Raw genomic sequence first — 18,627 nt, forward strand, 5'->3', positions numbered from 1 at the left:
TAGTGCTTACGGCTTATCAATATCGAGCATGTGATTATTCAACATGTAATCGATCACCTGATTGGACGTGGTCGCCGAACCGCCCGTCAGACTGTCGAAGGTGTGGTTCATCAACACGATCTCCTGGGTAACAGAGGCCGTGCTGCTCTCCTTGACCTGCAAGTGCACCCCTTCGTTATCCTGGAACACCGAGAGCAGGCTCTTCAGATCGTTCTGGTTGTGAGAACCATCGTGATCCAGCAGATCGCGCAGATCCAGCTTGTCGCCTTCCGAAAGATTGACACTGCCTGACCCCTTGTTGAAGTCCATGATGTAATCCTTGGTCAGAGAGCCGGATACGGTATCCCCCTTGTTCCAGACAAAAGTATCTGCACCGCCGTCACCACGCATCACATCGTTGCCGAGCCCGCCGATCAGGATATCGTTCCCCAGACCGCCACGCAGCGCATCGTTGTGACTGCCGCCATCGATATAGTCGTCACCGGTACCACCAAACAGGATGTCGGAACCTGACTGCCCGTAGATCTTGTCATTGCCGCTACCACCATTGACCACATCCGCTTGCCGGCTACTGACATCAACACTCAGCAACAGACCGTCGCCATCGAGCATGGCATCAGTGCCAGAGAAGCTGCCTGTCATGATGTGGTGAGCCTTGAGCTGATCGACCGTCAGTTGCAACGAATCGTCAGTACCAAACCCATCAGCCCCGGTTTTGCCTGCATAGATCACATCGTTGCCGCTGCCGGTTTCGATATGGTCATTGCCGGCACCGCTGCTGACGATCTGGTCGGCACTTCCCTTGTTATAGCTGGTACCGCTATGTATATGGTCGGTGCCGCCGTTACTGGTAATGACTTCACCCAGCAGATTACCGCCGAAGGAAACATCCATGCGGTCAGGATTAGTCGCTCTCTCGCCATTGCGCACCACGATAGAGTCGTTGAGGTCGGTACCATCGACCGTCAGCGGCAGATGAACCGGTACCCCGTTGCTGTCCACCGGGTTGACGCTGATGGTCAGAGTACTGTTGGTGGTGTCGCCATCACCATCGCGTACGCTGTAGCTGAACACCTCGCGCGCATCGGCCGGGATTTGGCTGCCATTCTTGGTGACCTGATAGGTATAGGCACCGTTGGCCAAAATGGTCAGTACCCCGTACAGACCAACTACCTGGATACCCGCACCATTGGTATAGGTGGTCGAGCTGCTGCCGACTCCGTAGCCAATGACACTCAGACCACCATCAGCACCGGCAAGATCGTTGGTCAGCACATTACCGGTGGTCTGTGGCAACTGATAACCAGACCCTTCCACCAACTTGACGATCAGATCGAAGCTGTTGCTGGCATTCTCTTTGGTGTAAATAGTCTTCACCACGTTGCCACCCGCATCGCGGAAACCCAGTACCTCCAGCGTGTATGCCTTACCTTCAAAGTTGAAGGTAGCTGTCGTATTACCGATCGAGATGATGTCATCACCATTCCCCCATTTGTCATTGGGGGTTTCGTTATGATTGAAATTCACAACAAGTTTTATTGGTGTGACCCGTCCCAATGCATCAGTTACGGAGAAAGTAACCTCCATCGTTGCTGCACTGATAGCATCGTTATAAATCGGGTTATTGTAATGAGTGAATGTGCCCAGTTTGATCTCTTCATTGATCGGAATTGCGCCATTCAATGCCGCATCATTGTCCAGGAAGCCGTAGCCAGACGGATTACTACCCCCACCCCAACGAATCTGATCTTTACCTGGGTTAACATCATCAGAGTCACTGACTTTGACATACGAACCACCACTCCAATTTACCCAGTTAGCATCAACCCCCGAAACTTGGAATGAATCAACAACCACGTTAACTTTGGCATCATCGACCACAGCAACCGGCACATCATCACGCACGGCGACATCGAAAGAGCCGCTCGCAGTGTCGGAACCAGCTTTGCTCACCTCATAATTCACCGTGAGACGCAGCTCATCCTGACTGCTCAATACGCTGCTTTGACCATCCACAAGGTGGCTGAGCGGCTTGATCAGGGTGAAGGTATAGCTCGGTGGATTCGAGTTGTTGTCTACCGTTACGGTAAAGGCCACATTGGCCGGGTTGGTTCCAAAGTAACCTTTGAGACCCGCACCATCCTGCACCACATTCACGGGTTGGCCATCAATGCCGGTAATGCCGCTCAAGCCGGTGATGCTGACCAGCTTGAGCTGAACGCCGGATACATTGCTACCATTGCCATCAGTAACCTGCAGCGATTGGGTTACCGAGAGCGGGCCGCTGGTCGGCGCCCCGACAGGCTCGGGCAAACCGGCGTTGCCACCAGACAAACCATCCTCATCGACCAGACCGCCACCGAGCCGCACCGAGAGATCATTGTCGACTATGGTGCCGGTACCGGAAACGCCACCCACCGAGATCGCCAGCGTTTCGGTGAACTCGGGCAACGTGTCGTTTACCGTATTCAGCGATACAGTGAAACTCGATACTCCGGCAGGCACGGTTATCTTGCCGGTGGTGCTGTTGTAGGTCACCCCGTTGGTAAACTGCAAAGCTCCCCAATCAGCACTGCTGGCAGCATGAGCACCGCTGCCAGCAATTGAGAGGCTGTACTCGGTCGCCACATTGGTCGCTCCGCTCAGGGTGACAACATGTTGCAAAGCCCCCCCTTCAGTCACACTGGCATTCGATACCCCCATTACATCGGGGCGAACCAGCGGATTGACCGCAAAGCTGCCTTGCGAGCCATCACCGTCGCGATCGTAGGCTTTGAATGCAAAGTCAATGTCACCGTCAGCAGGGCGCTGCATCTCGGCATACTGGAAGAACTCCCATTTACCTGTTGCAGGCGTGAACTCCATCTTGAAGATCAGACTGCCATTGCTGTCCTTGCCAAGCAGGGTATTAGCCCCATCGGCGGTGATCGCGATAGCCAGACCGACGACTGTCTTGAGGCCGGATTCGACCGTACCGGTGACCAGTTCGAAACGTCCTTTGCCATCAGCGCCCCACTGCGGATCGAGCGTGCCCGAACCATAGGCAATCGCCTGCGGGGTAGAGGAACCAAGGAACTCGATAGACTTGACAGTAAAGTCACTGTTGTCACCCCAGCTGGCCGACTTGCCGTTATCGGTCGCCTTGATCACCATGGTGTCAAAACCGCCCTGCTGAACCTGGAAGTTGGCAGCATAATCACCATTGGCAGCATTCGAGCTGAATGTCTGTGTTGCAACCAGTTTACCGTCGCGCCAGAACTCGACCACACCGCTCTCGAGTTCTCCACCATAGATCTTGCTGAACTCAATCTTGGCACCATATGCCACAGTGCCCGCATCCAGCTTGATCACCAACTCCTCGGATACACTCGAACCATCCGCAAATTTGCGGAAATCGATCTCATTATCAATGTTGTGATAAGGCGCGCTCGTGCTCTTGACGCCTAGCCCGTCAACGGAGGCATTGACCTTGGCATCAACGAGCCTAGAGGAAGTCGAAGACTCGAACCCCCGTGCTGTGATAGTGAATTTGCCCGCATCAATGCTGCCGCTATCCCCGACATACCCGGTCAGGCTGAACTTGCCGGTCAACACATCCGGGATGCTGGTTTTCACCAGAGAGACGGCCGTCATGTCCCCAGCGATTGGCGCGTCATCCTCAACAGTAATAGGCAGCGAACCGACCGTAGTGCTCTGTCCATCAGAAACAGAAACTCCGACGTTGAAACTCAGCGTGTCCTCGGCACCAGTCACCGGATGATCGAGTGCTCCTTTCAGAGTAACGTCATATCCCCAATCTCCTTTGGTACTTCCTGCAGGCGCAGTCAGTTTGACATCAAGCACCGCCTTATAGTCCGCACCACCCAAGGTACCGGTATACCCGGTCAACACTTTGCCTGATACATCCCAGTTCCACTTCACATCCAGACCGCCGGACTTGAGTCCGGATGGACCAGAGAGGCTGACCGTCAAGCTACTGCTATCGACATCCCCCACGGTAATAGTGCCGCTGGCGACGGTCGCATTGGTGGAATCTGTATTACCTGCGTTATCAGGCAACCCGTTGACCAGCCCCTCTTCGGACACCACCGCAGGTTTATTGATCACCACGGTAGGGGGAGCATCGTTGTCCACAATGACGGTCTCAGCACTACCTTTTCCATTTACTATCGAAATAGCTTCAAATGCTGAATTGATCTTCACACCACTGATAGTGACAGCAAGCTTTTCATCTATCTCATAAATGGTGTCGTTTACTGTAGTAACAGTAAATTCGGCTTTGCCGTTTGCACCGATGGTCACGCTGGCCGGACGACCGCTGGTGTCGCCATCATTGGCCGCCGCCCCGCTCCATGCCAAATTCAGGGTCACCAGTTTGCCTGCCGGCAGTGTCACGGCATTGCCGTCCTTGTCCACCAGGCTCACGGTGTATTTGAGCGCGCCACCTTCCAGCACCCTGAATTGATCCACCTCGATCTGGGCATACACGGTGTCTTCCGCTCCCGGTAGCGTCTCGTCGGTGATGGTGGTGGTCACCGCACCCGGCAGCGCCGGCGCCTTCTCGTAGCCACCGCCGCTGGTGCCGCTCACGCTCACCTTGAACTGCTCGGCCGGCTCGGCATAGACGTCATCCTTGGTCGCCACGTCGAAGCTCACCGAGGTGGTGCCCGCCTTGATGACCACATCGCGGGTCACCGCCTGGACATCCCCCTCGTCGGTGGTGAGATGGCCCACCACCACCTTGACGGTCAGATCGGTTTTCGGTGCATCGCTGATGCTCAGGGTGTAGCTCGCCTTGCCCCCCTCGACCACATTGGCATCGCCGGTCAGGGTCAGGGTCGGGGCATCCTTCGGCTGGTCAGTGCTGCCATCCTCGTCAGTGATGGTGGTGGTCACCGCACCCGGCAGCGCCGGCGCCTTCTCGTAGCCACCGCCGCTGGTGCCGCTCACGCTCACCTTGAACTGCTCGGCCGGCTCGGCATAGACGTCATCCTTGGTCGCCACGTCGAAGCTCACCGAGGTGGTGCCCGCCTTGATGACCACATCGCGGGTCAGCGCCTGGACATCCCCCTCGTCGGTGGTGAGATGGCCCACCACCACCTTGACGGTCAGATCGGTTTTCGGTGCATCGCTGATGCTCAGGGTGTAGCTCGCCTTGCCCCCCTCGACCACATTGGCATCGCCGGTCAGGGTCAGGGTCGGGGCATCCTTCGGCTGGTCAGTGCTGCCATCCTCGTCAGTGATGGTGGTGGTCACCGCACCCGGCAGCGCCGGCGCCTTCTCGTAGCCACCGCCGCTGGTGCCGCTCACGCTCACCTTGAACTGCTCGGCCGGCTCGGCATAGACGTCATCCTTGGTCGCCACGTCGAAGCTCACCGAGGTGGTGCCCGCCTTGATGACCACATCGCGGGTCACCGCCTGGACATCCCCCTCGTCGGTGGTGAGATGGCCCACCACCACCTTGACGGTCAGATCGGTTTTCGGTGCATCGCTGATGCTCAGGGTGTAGCTCGCCTTGCCCCCCTCGACCACATTGGCATCGCCGGTCAGGGTCAGGGTCGGGGCATCCTTCGGCTGGTCAGTGCTGCCATCCTCGTCAGTGATGGTGGTGGTCACCGCACCCGGCAGCGCCGGCGCCTTCTCGTAGCCACCGCCGCTGGTGCCGCTCACGCTCACCTTGAACTGCTCGGCCGGCTCGGCATAGACGTCATCCTTGGTCGCCACGTCGAAGCTCACCGAGGTGGTGCCCGCCTTGATGACCACATCGCGGGTCACCGCCTGGACATCCCCCTCGTCGGTGGTGAGATGGCCCACCACCACCTTGACAGTCAGATCGGTTTTCGGTGCATCGCTGATGCTCAGGGTGTAGCTCGCCTTGCCCCCCTCGACCACATTGGCATCGCCGGTCAGGGTCAGGGTCGGGGCATCCTTCGGCTGGTCAGTGCTGCCATCCTCGTCAGTGATGGTGGTGGTCACCGCACCCGGCAGCGCCGGCGCCTTCTCGTAGCCACCGCCGCTGGTGCCGCTCACGCTCACCTTGAACTGCTCGGCCGGCTCGGCATAGACGTCATCCTTGGTCGCCACGTCGAAGCTCACCGAGGTGGTGCCCGCCTTGATGACCACATCGCGGGTCACCGCCTGGACATCCCCCTCGTCGGTGGTGAGATGGCCCACCACCACCTTGACGGTCAGATCGGTTTTCGGTGCATCGCTGATGCTCAGGGTGTAGCTCGCCTTGCCCCCCTCGACCACATTGGCATCGCCGGTCAGGGTCAGGGTCGGGGCATCCTTCGGCTGGTCAGTGCTGCCATCCTCGTCAGTGATGGTGGTGGTCACCGCACCCGGCAGCGCCGGCGCCTTCTCGTAGCCACCGCCGCTGGTGCCGCTCACGCTCACCTTGAACTGCTCGGCCGGCTCGGCATAGACGTCATCCTTGGTCGCCACGTCGAAGCTCACCGAGGTGGTGCCCGCCTTGATGACCACATCGCGGGTCACCGCCTGGACATCCCCCTCGTCGGTGGTGAGATGGCCCACCACCACCTTGACAGTCAGATCGGTTTTCGGTGCATCGCTGATGCTCAGGGTGTAGCTCGCCTTGCCCCCCTCGACCACATTGGCATCGCCGGTCAGGGTCAGGGTCGGGGCATCCTTCGGCTGGTCAGTGCTGCCATCCTCGTCAGTGATGGTGGTGGTCACCGCCCCCGGCAGCGCCGGCGCCTTCTCGTAGCCACCGCCGCTGGTGCCGCTCACGCTCACCTTGAACTGCTCGGCCGGCTCGGCATAGACGTCATCCTTGGTCGCCACGTCGAAGCTCACCGAGGTGGTGCCCGCCTTGATGACCACATCGCGGGTCAGCGCCTGGACATCCCCCTCGTCGGTGGTGAGATGGCCCACCACCACCTTGACGGTCAGATCGGTTTTCGGTGCATCGCTGATGCTCAGGGTGTAGCTCGCCTTGCCCCCCTCGACCACATTGGCATCGCCGGTCAGGGTCAGGGTCGGGGCATCCTTCGGCTGGTCAGTGCTGCCATCCTCGTCAGTGATGGTGGTGGTCACCGCACCCGGCAGCGCCGGCGCCTTCTCGTAGCCACCGCCGCTGGTGCCGCTCACGCTCACCTTGAACTGCTCGGCCGGCTCGGCATAGACGTCATCCTTGGTCGCCACGTCGAAGCTCACCGAGGTGGTGCCCGCCTTGATGACCACATCGCGGGTCAGCGCCTGGACATCCCCCTCGTCGGTGGTGAGATGGCCCACCACCACCTTGACGGTCAGATCGGTTTTCGGTGCATCGCTGATGCTCAGGGTGTAGCTCGCCTTGCCCCCCTCGACCACATTGGCATCGCCGGTCAGGGTCAGGGTCGGGGCATCCTTCGGCTGGTCAGTGCTGCCATCCTCGTCAGTGATGGTGGTGGTCACCGCACCCGGCAGCGCCGGCGCCTTCTCGTAGCCACCGCCGCTGGTGCCGCTCACGCTCACCTTGAACTGCTCGGCCGGCTCGGCATAGACGTCATCCTTGGTCGCCACGTCGAAGCTCACCGAGGTGGTGCCCGCCTTGATGACCACATCGCGGGTCAGCGCCTGGACATCCCCCTCGTCGGTGGTGAGATGGCCCACCACCACCTTGACGGTCAGATCGGTTTTCGGTGCATCGCTGATGCTCAGGGTGTAGCTCGCCTTGCCCCCCTCGACCACATTGGCATCGCCGGTCAGGGTCAGGGTCGGGGCATCCTTCGGCTGGTCAGTGCTGCCATCCTCGTCAGTGATGGTGGTGGTCACCGCACCCGGCAGCGCCGGCGCCTTCTCGTAGCCACCGCCGCTGGTGCCGCTCACGCTCACCTTGAACTGCTCGGCCGGCTCGGCATAGACGTCATCCTTGGTCGCCACGTCGAAGCTCACCGAGGTGGTGCCCGCCTTGATGACCACATCGCGGGTCACCGCCTGGACATCCCCCTCGTCGGTGGTGAGATGGCCCACCACCACCTTGACGGTCAGATCGGTTTTCGGTGCATCGCTGATGCTCAGGGTGTAGCTCGCCTTGCCCCCCTCGACCACATTGGCATCGCCGGTCAGGGTCAGGGTCGGGGCATCCTTCGGCTGGTCAGTGCTGCCATCCTCGTCAGTGATGGTGGTGGTCACCGCCCCCGGCAGCGCCGGCGCCTTCTCGTAGCCACCGCCGCTGGTGCCGCTCACGCTCACCTTGAACTGCTCGGCCGGCTCGGCATAGACGTCATCCTTGGTCGCCACGTCGAAGCTCACCGAGGTGGTGCCCGCCTTGATGACCACATCGCGGGTCACCGCCTGGACATCCCCCTCGTCGGTGGTGAGATGGCCCACCACCACCTTGACGGTCAGATCGGTTTTCGGTGCATCGCTGATGCTCAGGGTGTAGCTCGCCTTGCCCCCCTCGACCACATTGGCATCGCCGGTCAGGGTCAGGGTCGGGGCATCCTTCGGCTGGTCAGTGCTGCCATCCTCGTCAGTGATGGTGGTGGTCACCGCACCCGGCAGCGCCGGCGCCTTCTCGTAGCCACCGCCGCTGGTGCCGCTCACGCTCACCTTGAACTGCTCGGCCGGCTCGGCATAGACGTCATCCTTGGTCGCCACGTCGAAGCTCACCGAGGTGGTGCCCGCCTTGATGACCACATCGCGGGTCACCGCCTGGACATCCCCCTCGTCGGTGGTGAGATGGCCCACCACCACCTTGACGGTCAGATCGGTTTTCGGTGCATCGCTGATGCTCAGGGTGTAGCTCGCCTTGCCCCCCTCGACCACATTGGCATCGCCGGTCAGGGTCAGGGTCGGGGCATCCTTCGGCTGGTCAGTGCTGCCATCCTCGTCAGTGATGGTGGTGGTCACCGCACCCGGCAGCGCCGGCGCCTTCTCGTAGCCACCGCCGCTGGTGCCGCTCACGCTCACCTTGAACTGCTCGGCCGGCTCGGCATAGACGTCATCCTCGGTCGCCACGTCGAAGCTCACCGAGGTGGTGCCCGCCTTGATGACCACATCGCGGGTCAGCGCCTGGACATCCCCCTCGTCGGTGGTGAGATGGCCCACCACCACCTTGACGGTCAGATCGGTTTTCGGTGCATCGCTGATGCTCAGGGTGTAGCTCGCCTTGCCCCCCTCGACCACATTGGCATCGCCGGTCAGGGTCAGGGTCGGGGCATCCTTCGGCTGGTCAGTGCTGCCATCCTCGTCAGTGATGGTGGTGGTCACCGCACCCGGCAGCGCCGGCGCCTTCTCGTAGCCACCGCCGCTGGTGCCGCTCACGCTCACCTTGAACTGCTCGGCCGGCTCGGCATAGACGTCATCCTCGGTCGCCACGTCGAAGCTCACCGAGGTGGTGCCCGCCTTGATGACCACATCGCGGGTCAGCGCCTGGACATCCCCCTCGTCGGTGGTGAGATGGCCCACCACCACCTTGACGGTCAGATCGGTTTTCGGTGCATCGCTGATGCTCAGGGTGTAGCTCGCCTTGCCCCCCTCGACCACATTGGCATCGCCGGTCAGGGTCAGGGTCGGGGCATCCTTCGGCTGGTCAGTGCTGCCATCCTCGTCAGTGATGGTGGTGGTCACCGCCCCCGGCAGCGCCGGCGCCTTCTCGTAGCCACCGCCGCTGGTGCCGCTCACGCTCACCTTGAACTGCTCGGCCGGCTCGGCATAGACGTCATCCTTGGTCGCCACGTCGAAGCTCACCGAGGTGGTGCCCGCCTTGATGACCACATCGCGGGTCACCGCCTGGACATCCCCCTCGTCGGTGGTGAGATGGCCCACCACCACCTTGACGGTCAGATCGGTTTTCGGTGCATCGCTGATGCTCAGGGTGTAGCTCGCCTTGCCCCCCTCGACCACATTGACATCGCCGGTCAGGGTCAGGGTCGGGGCATCCTTCGGCTGGTCAGTGCTGCCATCCTCGTCAGTGATGGTGGTGGTCACCGCACCCGGCAGCGCCGGCGCCTTCTCGTAGCCACCGCCGCTGGTGCCGCTCACGCTCACCTTGAACTGCTCGGCCGGCTCGGCATAGACGTCATCCTTGGTCGCCACGTCGAAGCTCACCGAGGTGGTGCCCGCCTTGATGACCACATCGCGGGTCACCGCCTGGACATCCCCCTCGTCGGTGGTGAGATGGCCCACCACCACCTTGACAGTCAGATCGGTTTTCGGTGCATCGCTGATGCTCAGGGTGTAGCTCGCCTTGCCCCCCTCGACCACATTGGCATCGCCGGTCAGGGTCAGGGTCGGGGCATCCTTCGGCTGGTCAGTGCTGCCATCCTCGTCAGTGATGGTGGTGGTCACCGCACCCGGCAGCGCCGGCGCCTTCTCGTAGCCACCGCCGCTGGTGCCGCTCACGCTCACCTTGAACTGCTCGGCCGGCTCGGCATAGACGTCATCCTCGGTCGCCACGTCGAAGCTCACCGAGGTGGTGCCCGCCTTGATGACCACATCGCGGGTCAGCGCCTGGACATCCCCCTCGTCGGTGGTGAGATGGCCCACCACCACCTTGACGGTCAGATCGGTTTTCGGTGCATCGCTGATGCTCAGGGTGTAGCTCGCCTTGCCCCCCTCGACCACATTGGCATCGCCGGTCAGGGTCAGGGTCGGGGCATCCTTCGGCTGGTCAGTGCTGCCATCCTCGTCAGTGATGGTGGTGGTCACCGCCCCCGGCAGCGCCGGCGCCTTCTCGTAGCCACCGCCGCTGGTGCCGCTCACGCTCACCTTGAACTGCTCGGCCGGCTCGGCATAGACGTCATCCTTGGTCGCCACGTCGAAGCTCACCGAGGTGGTGCCCGCCTTGATGACCACATCGCGGGTCAGCGCCTGGACATCCCCCTCGTCGGTGGTGAGATGGCCCACCACCACCTTGACGGTCAGATCGGTTTTCGGTGCATCGCTGATGCTCAGGGTGTAGCTCGCCTTGCCCCCCTCGACCACATTGGCATCGCCGGTCAGGGTCAGGGTCGGGGCATCCTTCGGCTGGTCAGTGCTGCCATCCTCGTCAGTGATGGTGGTGGTCACCGCACCCGGCAGCGCCGGCGCCTTCTCGTAGCCACCGCCGCTGGTGCCGCTCACGCTCACCTTGAACTGCTCGGCCGGCTCGGCATAGACGTCATCCTTGGTCGCCACGTCGAAGCTCACCGAGGTGGTGCCCGCCTTGATGACCACATCGCGGGTCAGCGCCTGGACATCCCCCTCGTCGGTGGTGAGATGGCCCACCACCACCTTGACAGTCAGATCGGTTTTCGGTGCATCGCTGATGCTCAGGGTGTAGCTCGCCTTGCCCCCCTCGACCACATTGGCATCGCCGGTCAGGGTCAGGGTCGGGGCATCCTTCGGCTGGTCAGTGCTGCCATCCTCGTCAGTGATGGTGGTGGTCACCGCACCCGGCAGCGCCGGCGCCTTCTCGTAGCCACCGCCGCTGGTGCCGCTCACGCTCACCTTGAACTGCTCGGCCGGCTCGGCATAGACGTCATCCTTGGTCGCCACGTCGAAGCTCACCGAGGTGGTGCCCGCCTTGATGACCACATCGCGGGTCACCGCCTGGACATCCCCCTCGTCGGTGGTGAGATGGCCCACCACCACCTTGACGGTCAGATCGGTTTTCGGTGCATCGCTGATGCTCAGGGTGTAGCTCGCCTTGCCCCCCTCGACCACATTGGCATCGCCGGTCAGGGTCAGGGTCGGGGCATCCTTCGGCTGGTCAGTGCTGCCATCCTCGTCAGTGATGGTGGTGGTCACCGCCCCCGGCAGCGCCGGCGCCTTCTCGTAGCCACCGCCGCTGGTGCCGCTCACGCTCACCTTGAACTGCTCGGCCGGCTCGGCATAGACGTCATCCTTGGTCGCCACGTCGAAGCTCACCGAGGTGGTGCCCGCCTTGATGACCACATCGCGGGTCACCGCCTGGACATCCCCCTCGTCGGTGGTGAGATGGCCCACCACCACCTTGACGGTCAGATCGGTTTTCGGTGCATCGCTGATGCTCAGGGTGTAGCTCGCCTTGCCCCCCTCGACCACATTGGCATCGCCGGTCAGGGTCAGGGTCGGGGCATCCTTCGGCTGGTCAGTGCTGCCATCCTCGTCAGTGATGGTGGTGGTCACCGCACCCGGCAGCGCCGGCGCCTTCTCGTAGCCACCGCCGCTGGTGCCGCTCACGCTCACCTTGAACTGCTCGGCCGGCTCGGCATAGACGTCATCCTTGGTCGCCACGTCGAAGCTCACCGAGGTGGTGCCCGCCTTGATGACCACATCGCGGGTCACCGCCTGGACATCCCCCTCGTCGGTGGTGAGATGGCCCACCACCACCTTGACGGTCAGATCGGTTTTCGGTGCATCGCTGATGCTCAGGGTGTAGCTCGCCTTGCCCCCCTCGACCACATTGGCATCGCCGGTCAGGGTCAGGGTCGGGGCATCCTTCGGCTGGTCAGTGCTGCCATCCTCGTCAGTGATGGTGGTGGTCACCGCCCCCGGCAGCGCCGGCGCCTTCTCGTAGCCACCGCCGCTGGTGCCGCTCACGCTCACCTTGAACTGCTCGGCCGGCTCGGCATAGACGTCATCCTTGGTCGCCACGTCGAAGCTCACCGAGGTGGTGCCCGCCTTGATGACCACATCGCGGGTCACCGCCTGGACATCCCCCTCGTCGGTGGTGAGATGGCCCACCACCACCTTGACGGTCAGATCGGTTTTCGGTGCATCGCTGATGCTCAGGGTGTAGCTCGCCTTGCCCCCCTCGACCACATTGGCATCGCCGGTCAGGGTCAGGGTCGGGGCATCCTTCGGCTGGTCAGTGCTGCCATCCTCGTCAGTGATGGTGGTGGTCACCGCACCCGGCAGCGCCGGCGCCTTCTCGTAGCCACCGCCGCTGGTGCCGCTCACGCTCACCTTGAACTGCTCGGCCGGCTCGGCATAGACGTCATCCTTGGTCGCCACGTCGAAGCTCACCGAGGTGGTGCCCGCCTTGATGACCACATCGCGGGTCACCGCCTGGACATCCCCCTCGTCGGTGGTGAGATGGCCCACCACCACCTTGACAGTCAGATCGGTTTTCGGTGCATCGCTGATGCTCAGGGTGTAGCTCGCCTTGCCCCCCTCGACCACATTGGCATCGCCGGTCAGGGTCAGGGTCGGGGCATCCTTCGGCTGGTCAGTGCTGCCATCCTCGTCAGTGATGGTGGTGGTCACCGCACCCGGCAGCGCCGGCGCCTTCTCGTAGCCACCGCCGCTGGTGCCGCTCACGCTCACCTTGAACTGCTCGGCCGGCTCGGCATAGACGTCATCCTTGGTCGCCACGTCGAAGCTCACCGAGGTGGTGCCCGCCTTGATGACCACATCGCGGGTCACCGCCTGGACATCCCCCTCGTCGGTGGTGAGATGGCCCACCACCACCTTGACGGTCAGATCGGTTTTCGGTGCATCGCTGATGCTCAGGGTGTAGCTCGCCTTGCCCCCCTCGACCACATTGGCATCGCCGGTCAGGGTCAGGGTCGGGGCATCCTTCGGCTGGTCAGTGCTGCCATCCTCGTCAGTGATGGTGGTGGTCACCGCACCCGGCAGCGCCGGCGCCTTCTCGTAGCCACCGCCGCTGGTGCCGCTCACGCTCACCTTGAACTGCTCGGCCGGCTCGGCATAGACGTCATCCTTGGTCGCCACGTCGAAGCTCACCGAGGTGGTGCCCGCCTTGATGACCACATCGCGGGTCACCGCCTGGACATCCCCCTCGTCGGTGGTGAGATGGCCCACCACCACCTTGACAGTCAGATCGGTTTTCGGTGCATCGCTGATGCTCAGGGTGTAGCTCGCCTTGCCCCCCTCGACCACATTGGCATCGCCGGTCAGGGTCAGGGTCGGGGCATCCTTCGGCTGGTCAGTGCTGCCATCCTCGTCAGTGATGGTGGTGGTCACCGCCCCCGGCAGCGCCGGCGCCTTCTCGTAGCCACCGCCGCTGGTGCCGCTCACGCTCACCTTGAACTGCTCGGCCGGCTCGGCATAGACGTCATCCTCGGTCGCCACGTCGAAGCTCACCGAGGTGGTGCCCGCCTTGATGACCACATCGCGGGTCAGCGCCTGGACATCCCCCTCGTCGGTGGTGAGATGGCCCACCACCACCTTGACGGTCAGATCGGTTTTCGGTGCATCGCTGATGCTCAGGGTGTAGCTCGCCTTGCCCCCCTCGACCACATTGGCATCGCCGGTCAGGGTCAGGGTCGGGGCATCCTTCGGCTGGTCAGTGCTGCCATCCTCGTCAGTGATGGTGGTGGTCACCGCACCCGGCAGCGCCGGCGCCTTCTCGTAGCCACCGCCGCTGGTGCCGCTCACGCTCACCTTGAACTGCTCGGCCGGCTCGGCATAGACGTCATCCTTGGTCGCCACGTCGAAGCTCACCGAGGTGGTGCCCGCCTTGATGACCACATCGCGGGTCAGCGCCTGGACATCCCCCTCGTCGGTGGTGAGATGGCCCACCACCACCTTGACGGTCAGATCGGTTTTCGGTGCATCGCTGATGCTCAGGGTGTAGCTCGCCTTGCCCCCCTCGACCACATTGGCATCGCCGGTCAGGGTCAGGGTCGGGGCATCCTTCGGCTGGTCAGTGCTGCCATCCTCGTCAGTGATGGTGGTGGTCACCGCACCCGGCAGCGCCGGCGCCTTCTCGTAGCCACCGCCGCTGGTGCCGCTCACGCTCACCTTGAACTGCTCGGCCGGCTCGGCATAGACGTCATCCTTGGTCGCCACGTCGAAGCTCACCGAGGTGGTGCCCGCCTTGATGACCACATCGCGGGTCAGCGCCTGGACATCCCCCTCGTCGGTGGTGAGATGGCCCACCACCACCTTGACAGTCAGATCGGTTTTCGGTGCATCGCTGATGCTCAGGGTGTAGCTCGCCTTGCCCCCCTCGACCACATTGGCATCGCCGGTCAGGGTCAGGGTCGGGGCATCCTTCGGCTGGTCAGTGCTGCCATCCTCGTCAGTGATGGTGGTGGTCACCGCACCCGGCAGCGCCGGCGCCTTCTCGTAGCCACCGCCGCTGGTGCCGCTCACGCTCACCTTGAACTGCTCGGCCGGCTCGGCATAGACGTCATCCTTGGTCGCCACGTCGAAGCTCACCGAGGTGGTGCCCGCCTTGATGACCACATCGCGGGTCACCGCCTGGACATCCCCCTCGTCGGTGGTGAGATGGCCCACCACCACCTTGACGGTCAGATCGGTTTTCGGTGCATCGCTGATGCTCAGGGTGTAGCTCGCCTTGCCCCCCTCGACCACATTGGCATCGCCGGTCAGGGTCAGGGTCGGGGCATCCTTCGGCTGGTCAGTGCTGCCATCCTCGTCAGTGATGGTGGTGGTCACCGCCCCCGGCAGCGCCGGCGCCTTCTCGTAGCCACCGCCGCTGGTGCCGCTCACGCTCACCTTGAACTGCTCGGCCGGCTCGGCATAGACGTCATCCTTGGTCGCCACGTCGAAGCTCACCGAGGTGGTGCCCGCCTTGATGACCACATCGCGGGTCAGCGCCTGGACATCCCCCTCGTCGGTGGTGAGATGGCCCACCACCACCTTGACGGTCAGATCGGTTTTCGGTGCATCGCTGATGCTCAGGGTGTAGCTCGCCTTGCCCCCCTCGACCACATTGGCATCGCCGGTCAGGGTCAGGGTCGGGGCATCCTTCGGCTGGTCAGTGCTGCCATCCTCGTCAGTGATGGTGGTGGTCACCGCACCCGGCAGCGCCGGCGCCTTCTCGTAGCCACCGCCGCTGGTGCCGCTCACGCTCACCTTGAACTGCTCGGCCGGCTCGGCATAGACGTCATCCTCGGTCGCCACGTCGAAGCTCACCGAGGTGGTGCCCGCCTTGATGACCACATCGCGGGTCAGCGCCTGGACATCCCCCTCGTCGGTGGTGAGATGGCCCACCACCACCTTGACGGTCAGATCGGTTTTCGGTGCATCGCTGATGCTCAGGGTGTAGCTCGCCTTGCCCCCCTCGACCACATTGGCATCGCCGGTCAGGGTCAGGGTCGGGGCATCCTTCGGCTGGTCAGTGCTGCCATCCTCGTCAGTGATGGTGGTGGTCACCGCACCCGGCAGCGCCGGCGCCTTCTCGTAGCCACCGCCGCTGGTGCCGCTCACGCTCACCTTGAACTGCTCGGCCGGCTCGGCATAGACGTCATCCTTGGTCGCCACGTCGAAGCTCACCGAGGTGGTGCCCGCCTTGATGACCACATCGCGGGTCAGCGCCTGGACATCCCCCTCGTCGGTGGTGAGATGGCCCACCACCACCTTGACAGTCAGATCGGTTTTCGGTGCATCGCTGATGCTCAGGGTGTAGCTCGCCTTGCCCCCCTCGACCACATTGGCATCGCCGGTCAGGGTCAGGGTCGGGGCATCCTTCGGCTGGTCAGTGCTGCCATCCTCGTCAGTGATGGTGGTGGTCACCGCACCCGGCAGCGCCGGCGCCTTCTCGTAGCCACCGCCGCTGGTGCCGCTCACGCTCACCTTGAACTGCTCGGCCGGCTCGGCATAGACGTCATCCTTGGTCGCTACGTCGAAGCTCACCGAGGTGGTGCCCGCCTTGATGACCACATCGCGGGTCACCGCCTGGACATCCCCCTCGTCGGTGGTGAGATGGCCCACCACCACCTTGACAGTCAGATCGGTTTTCGGTGCATCGCTGATGCTCAGGGTGTAGCTCGCCTTGCCCCCCTCGACCACATTGGCATCGCCGGTCAGGGTCAGGGTCGGGGCATCCTTCGGCTGGTCAGTGCTGCCATCCTCGTCAGTGATGGTGGTGGTCACCGCACCCGGCAGCGCCGGCGCCTTCTCGTAGCCACCGCCGCTGGTGCCGCTCACGCTCACCTTGAACTGCTCGGCCGGCTCGGCATAGACGTCATCCTCGGTCGCCACGTCGAAGCTCACCGAGGTGGTGCCCGCCTTGATGACCACATCGCGGGTCAGCGCCTGGACATCCCCCTCGTCGGTGGTGAGATGGCCCACCACCACCTTGACGGTCAGATCGGTTTTCGGTGCATCGCTGATGCTCAGGGTGTAGCTCGCCTTGCCCCCCTCGACCACATTGGCATCGCCGGTCAGGGTCAGGGTCGGGGCATCCTGATCATCCACCACTGTATTGGTGATGGTGCCAGTGCTAACCACATTCTCGTAATTGCCACCACTGGTCTTGTCGATAGTGACTCTCAGTGACTCTTCACCTTGCTGATAAATGTCATCTCCACGAACCGGTACCGGCTCGCTGTTGGCACTGCTGGCGCCCACCGGAATGGTGATCACCACCCCGTTGGAGAGGGTCACGGTCAGCGGGCTGCCGGTCACCGGGTTACTGACGCTGGCGGTGTAGACAATGCTGCCGCCCTCGGTCATGGTCTGGCCGTTGGTGGCCGAGCTCAGGGTCACGGTGGTGGTGTCCACTGTGTCAGCCACCACAGTGATCACCTTGCTGCTGGTGTCCAGCTGCTCGTAGTTGCCACCGCTGCTGCCGGTAATGCCCACCGTCAGGCTGCTGCCATCTTTGTAAACGTCGTCACTCGGGGCATCGACCGTCACGCTGCCGCTCAACTCGCCCGCCTTGATGGTGATGCTGGCGCCGTTGGACAGGGTCAGCACCAGGTCACTCTGCGGGGCGTTGTTGACGCTGGCACTGTAGGTGATCTGGCCCCCTTCGTTGACCTGCGCCGGAGCACCCAGGGTCACTGTGGTGGTATCGATGGTGTCGTTAATCTGGGTGGTCGTTGAAGGACCGGTAATGATCTGGTTGAAACCACCGCCCTGAGTACCAGTGATCGAAACAGTGATCGTGGACGGGTCGACATAGGGGCTGTCGGCAGGCACAGCCACAGTAACGGAACCGATAGTTTGGCCAGCAGGAATGGTAATGACAGCACCATTTGAGAGAGTAATGACCAGATCGGTGCCAAAAACAGGTACATCAACAGAGGCAGTAAAGGTGATGGAACCGCCTTCATTTACTTGAGGCTGCGCAGAGAGGGTCAGATTGGCGGAGATGAAAGGCTGATCTGCAATGCCTGTCGCATCCAGCGTCGGCGCGGTGCCGTTATTGTAGGTCGTATCAAACCCGGCCTGGGAGATGGTGGCATCACCTACGCGGTCGATGGTGACAAAGCCGCCGTTGCCGCTGGCACCAGCAACACCGCCGACGCCGCCACCGCCAGCGGCAGGTGCGCCACCCGCGGCAGAGGCTTCAAAAGTCTTGGTCGGGTCAGCGCCACCCAAAATGGCTTGTTGCAGTGCATTGATATCGCTCAGAGTGCCGGGTGCACCGTTTTGTGCCAGCTGGGGTGCATCTCCCTCTTCGGCCGACTCGCTCGGCTGACCGGCCGGCTGCACATTGAACGACTGGTTGCCGCCCATAAAGCTGCCACCATCGGGAGAGACAATCACAGCCCCTTTTGGCAGTACATCCCCTTCAACCAACAGCTTCCGGCTGCCGTCTGCGGCAAGCAGGTAAATCTTTCCTTTGAGTTGGGTTACGGTTACGCCCTGTTCCAAGGTAATGGCATTGGTAATCATGTTCTCTCCTGAATCCTGATTTGCATGCAAAAAGCCACAGCCTACTTTGCACACAGGCAGTGGAAATAACCAGTGAGAAAATTCGAAAGAATAGACTGATTT

At 62.4% G+C, this 18,627-nt stretch carries 1 protein-coding gene; it reads right to left on the minus strand.

Going from position 1 to position 18,627, the window contains the following annotated elements; all coding sequences use genetic code 11:
* Positions 1-6: 6 nt before the first annotated feature.
* Complete coding sequence (locus tag I6L40_RS18955) at positions 7-18,525, minus strand: retention module-containing protein (RefSeq protein ID WP_216994708.1); 18,519 nt, start codon at positions 18,523-18,525, stop codon at positions 7-9.
* Between the last annotated feature and the right edge of the window lie 102 nt (positions 18,526-18,627).

Origin of the sequence: Aeromonas sp. FDAARGOS 1410, assembly GCF_019048745.1 — a bacterium.
GTDB classification, from domain to species: Bacteria; Pseudomonadota; Gammaproteobacteria; order Enterobacterales; family Aeromonadaceae; genus Aeromonas; species Aeromonas jandaei.

Excerpts from the sequence above, each read along its gene's own strand:
- I6L40_RS18955 (WP_216994708.1), bottom strand. The coding sequence starts at position 18,525 with ATGATTACCAATGCCATTACCTTGGAACAGGGCGTAACCGTAACCCAA.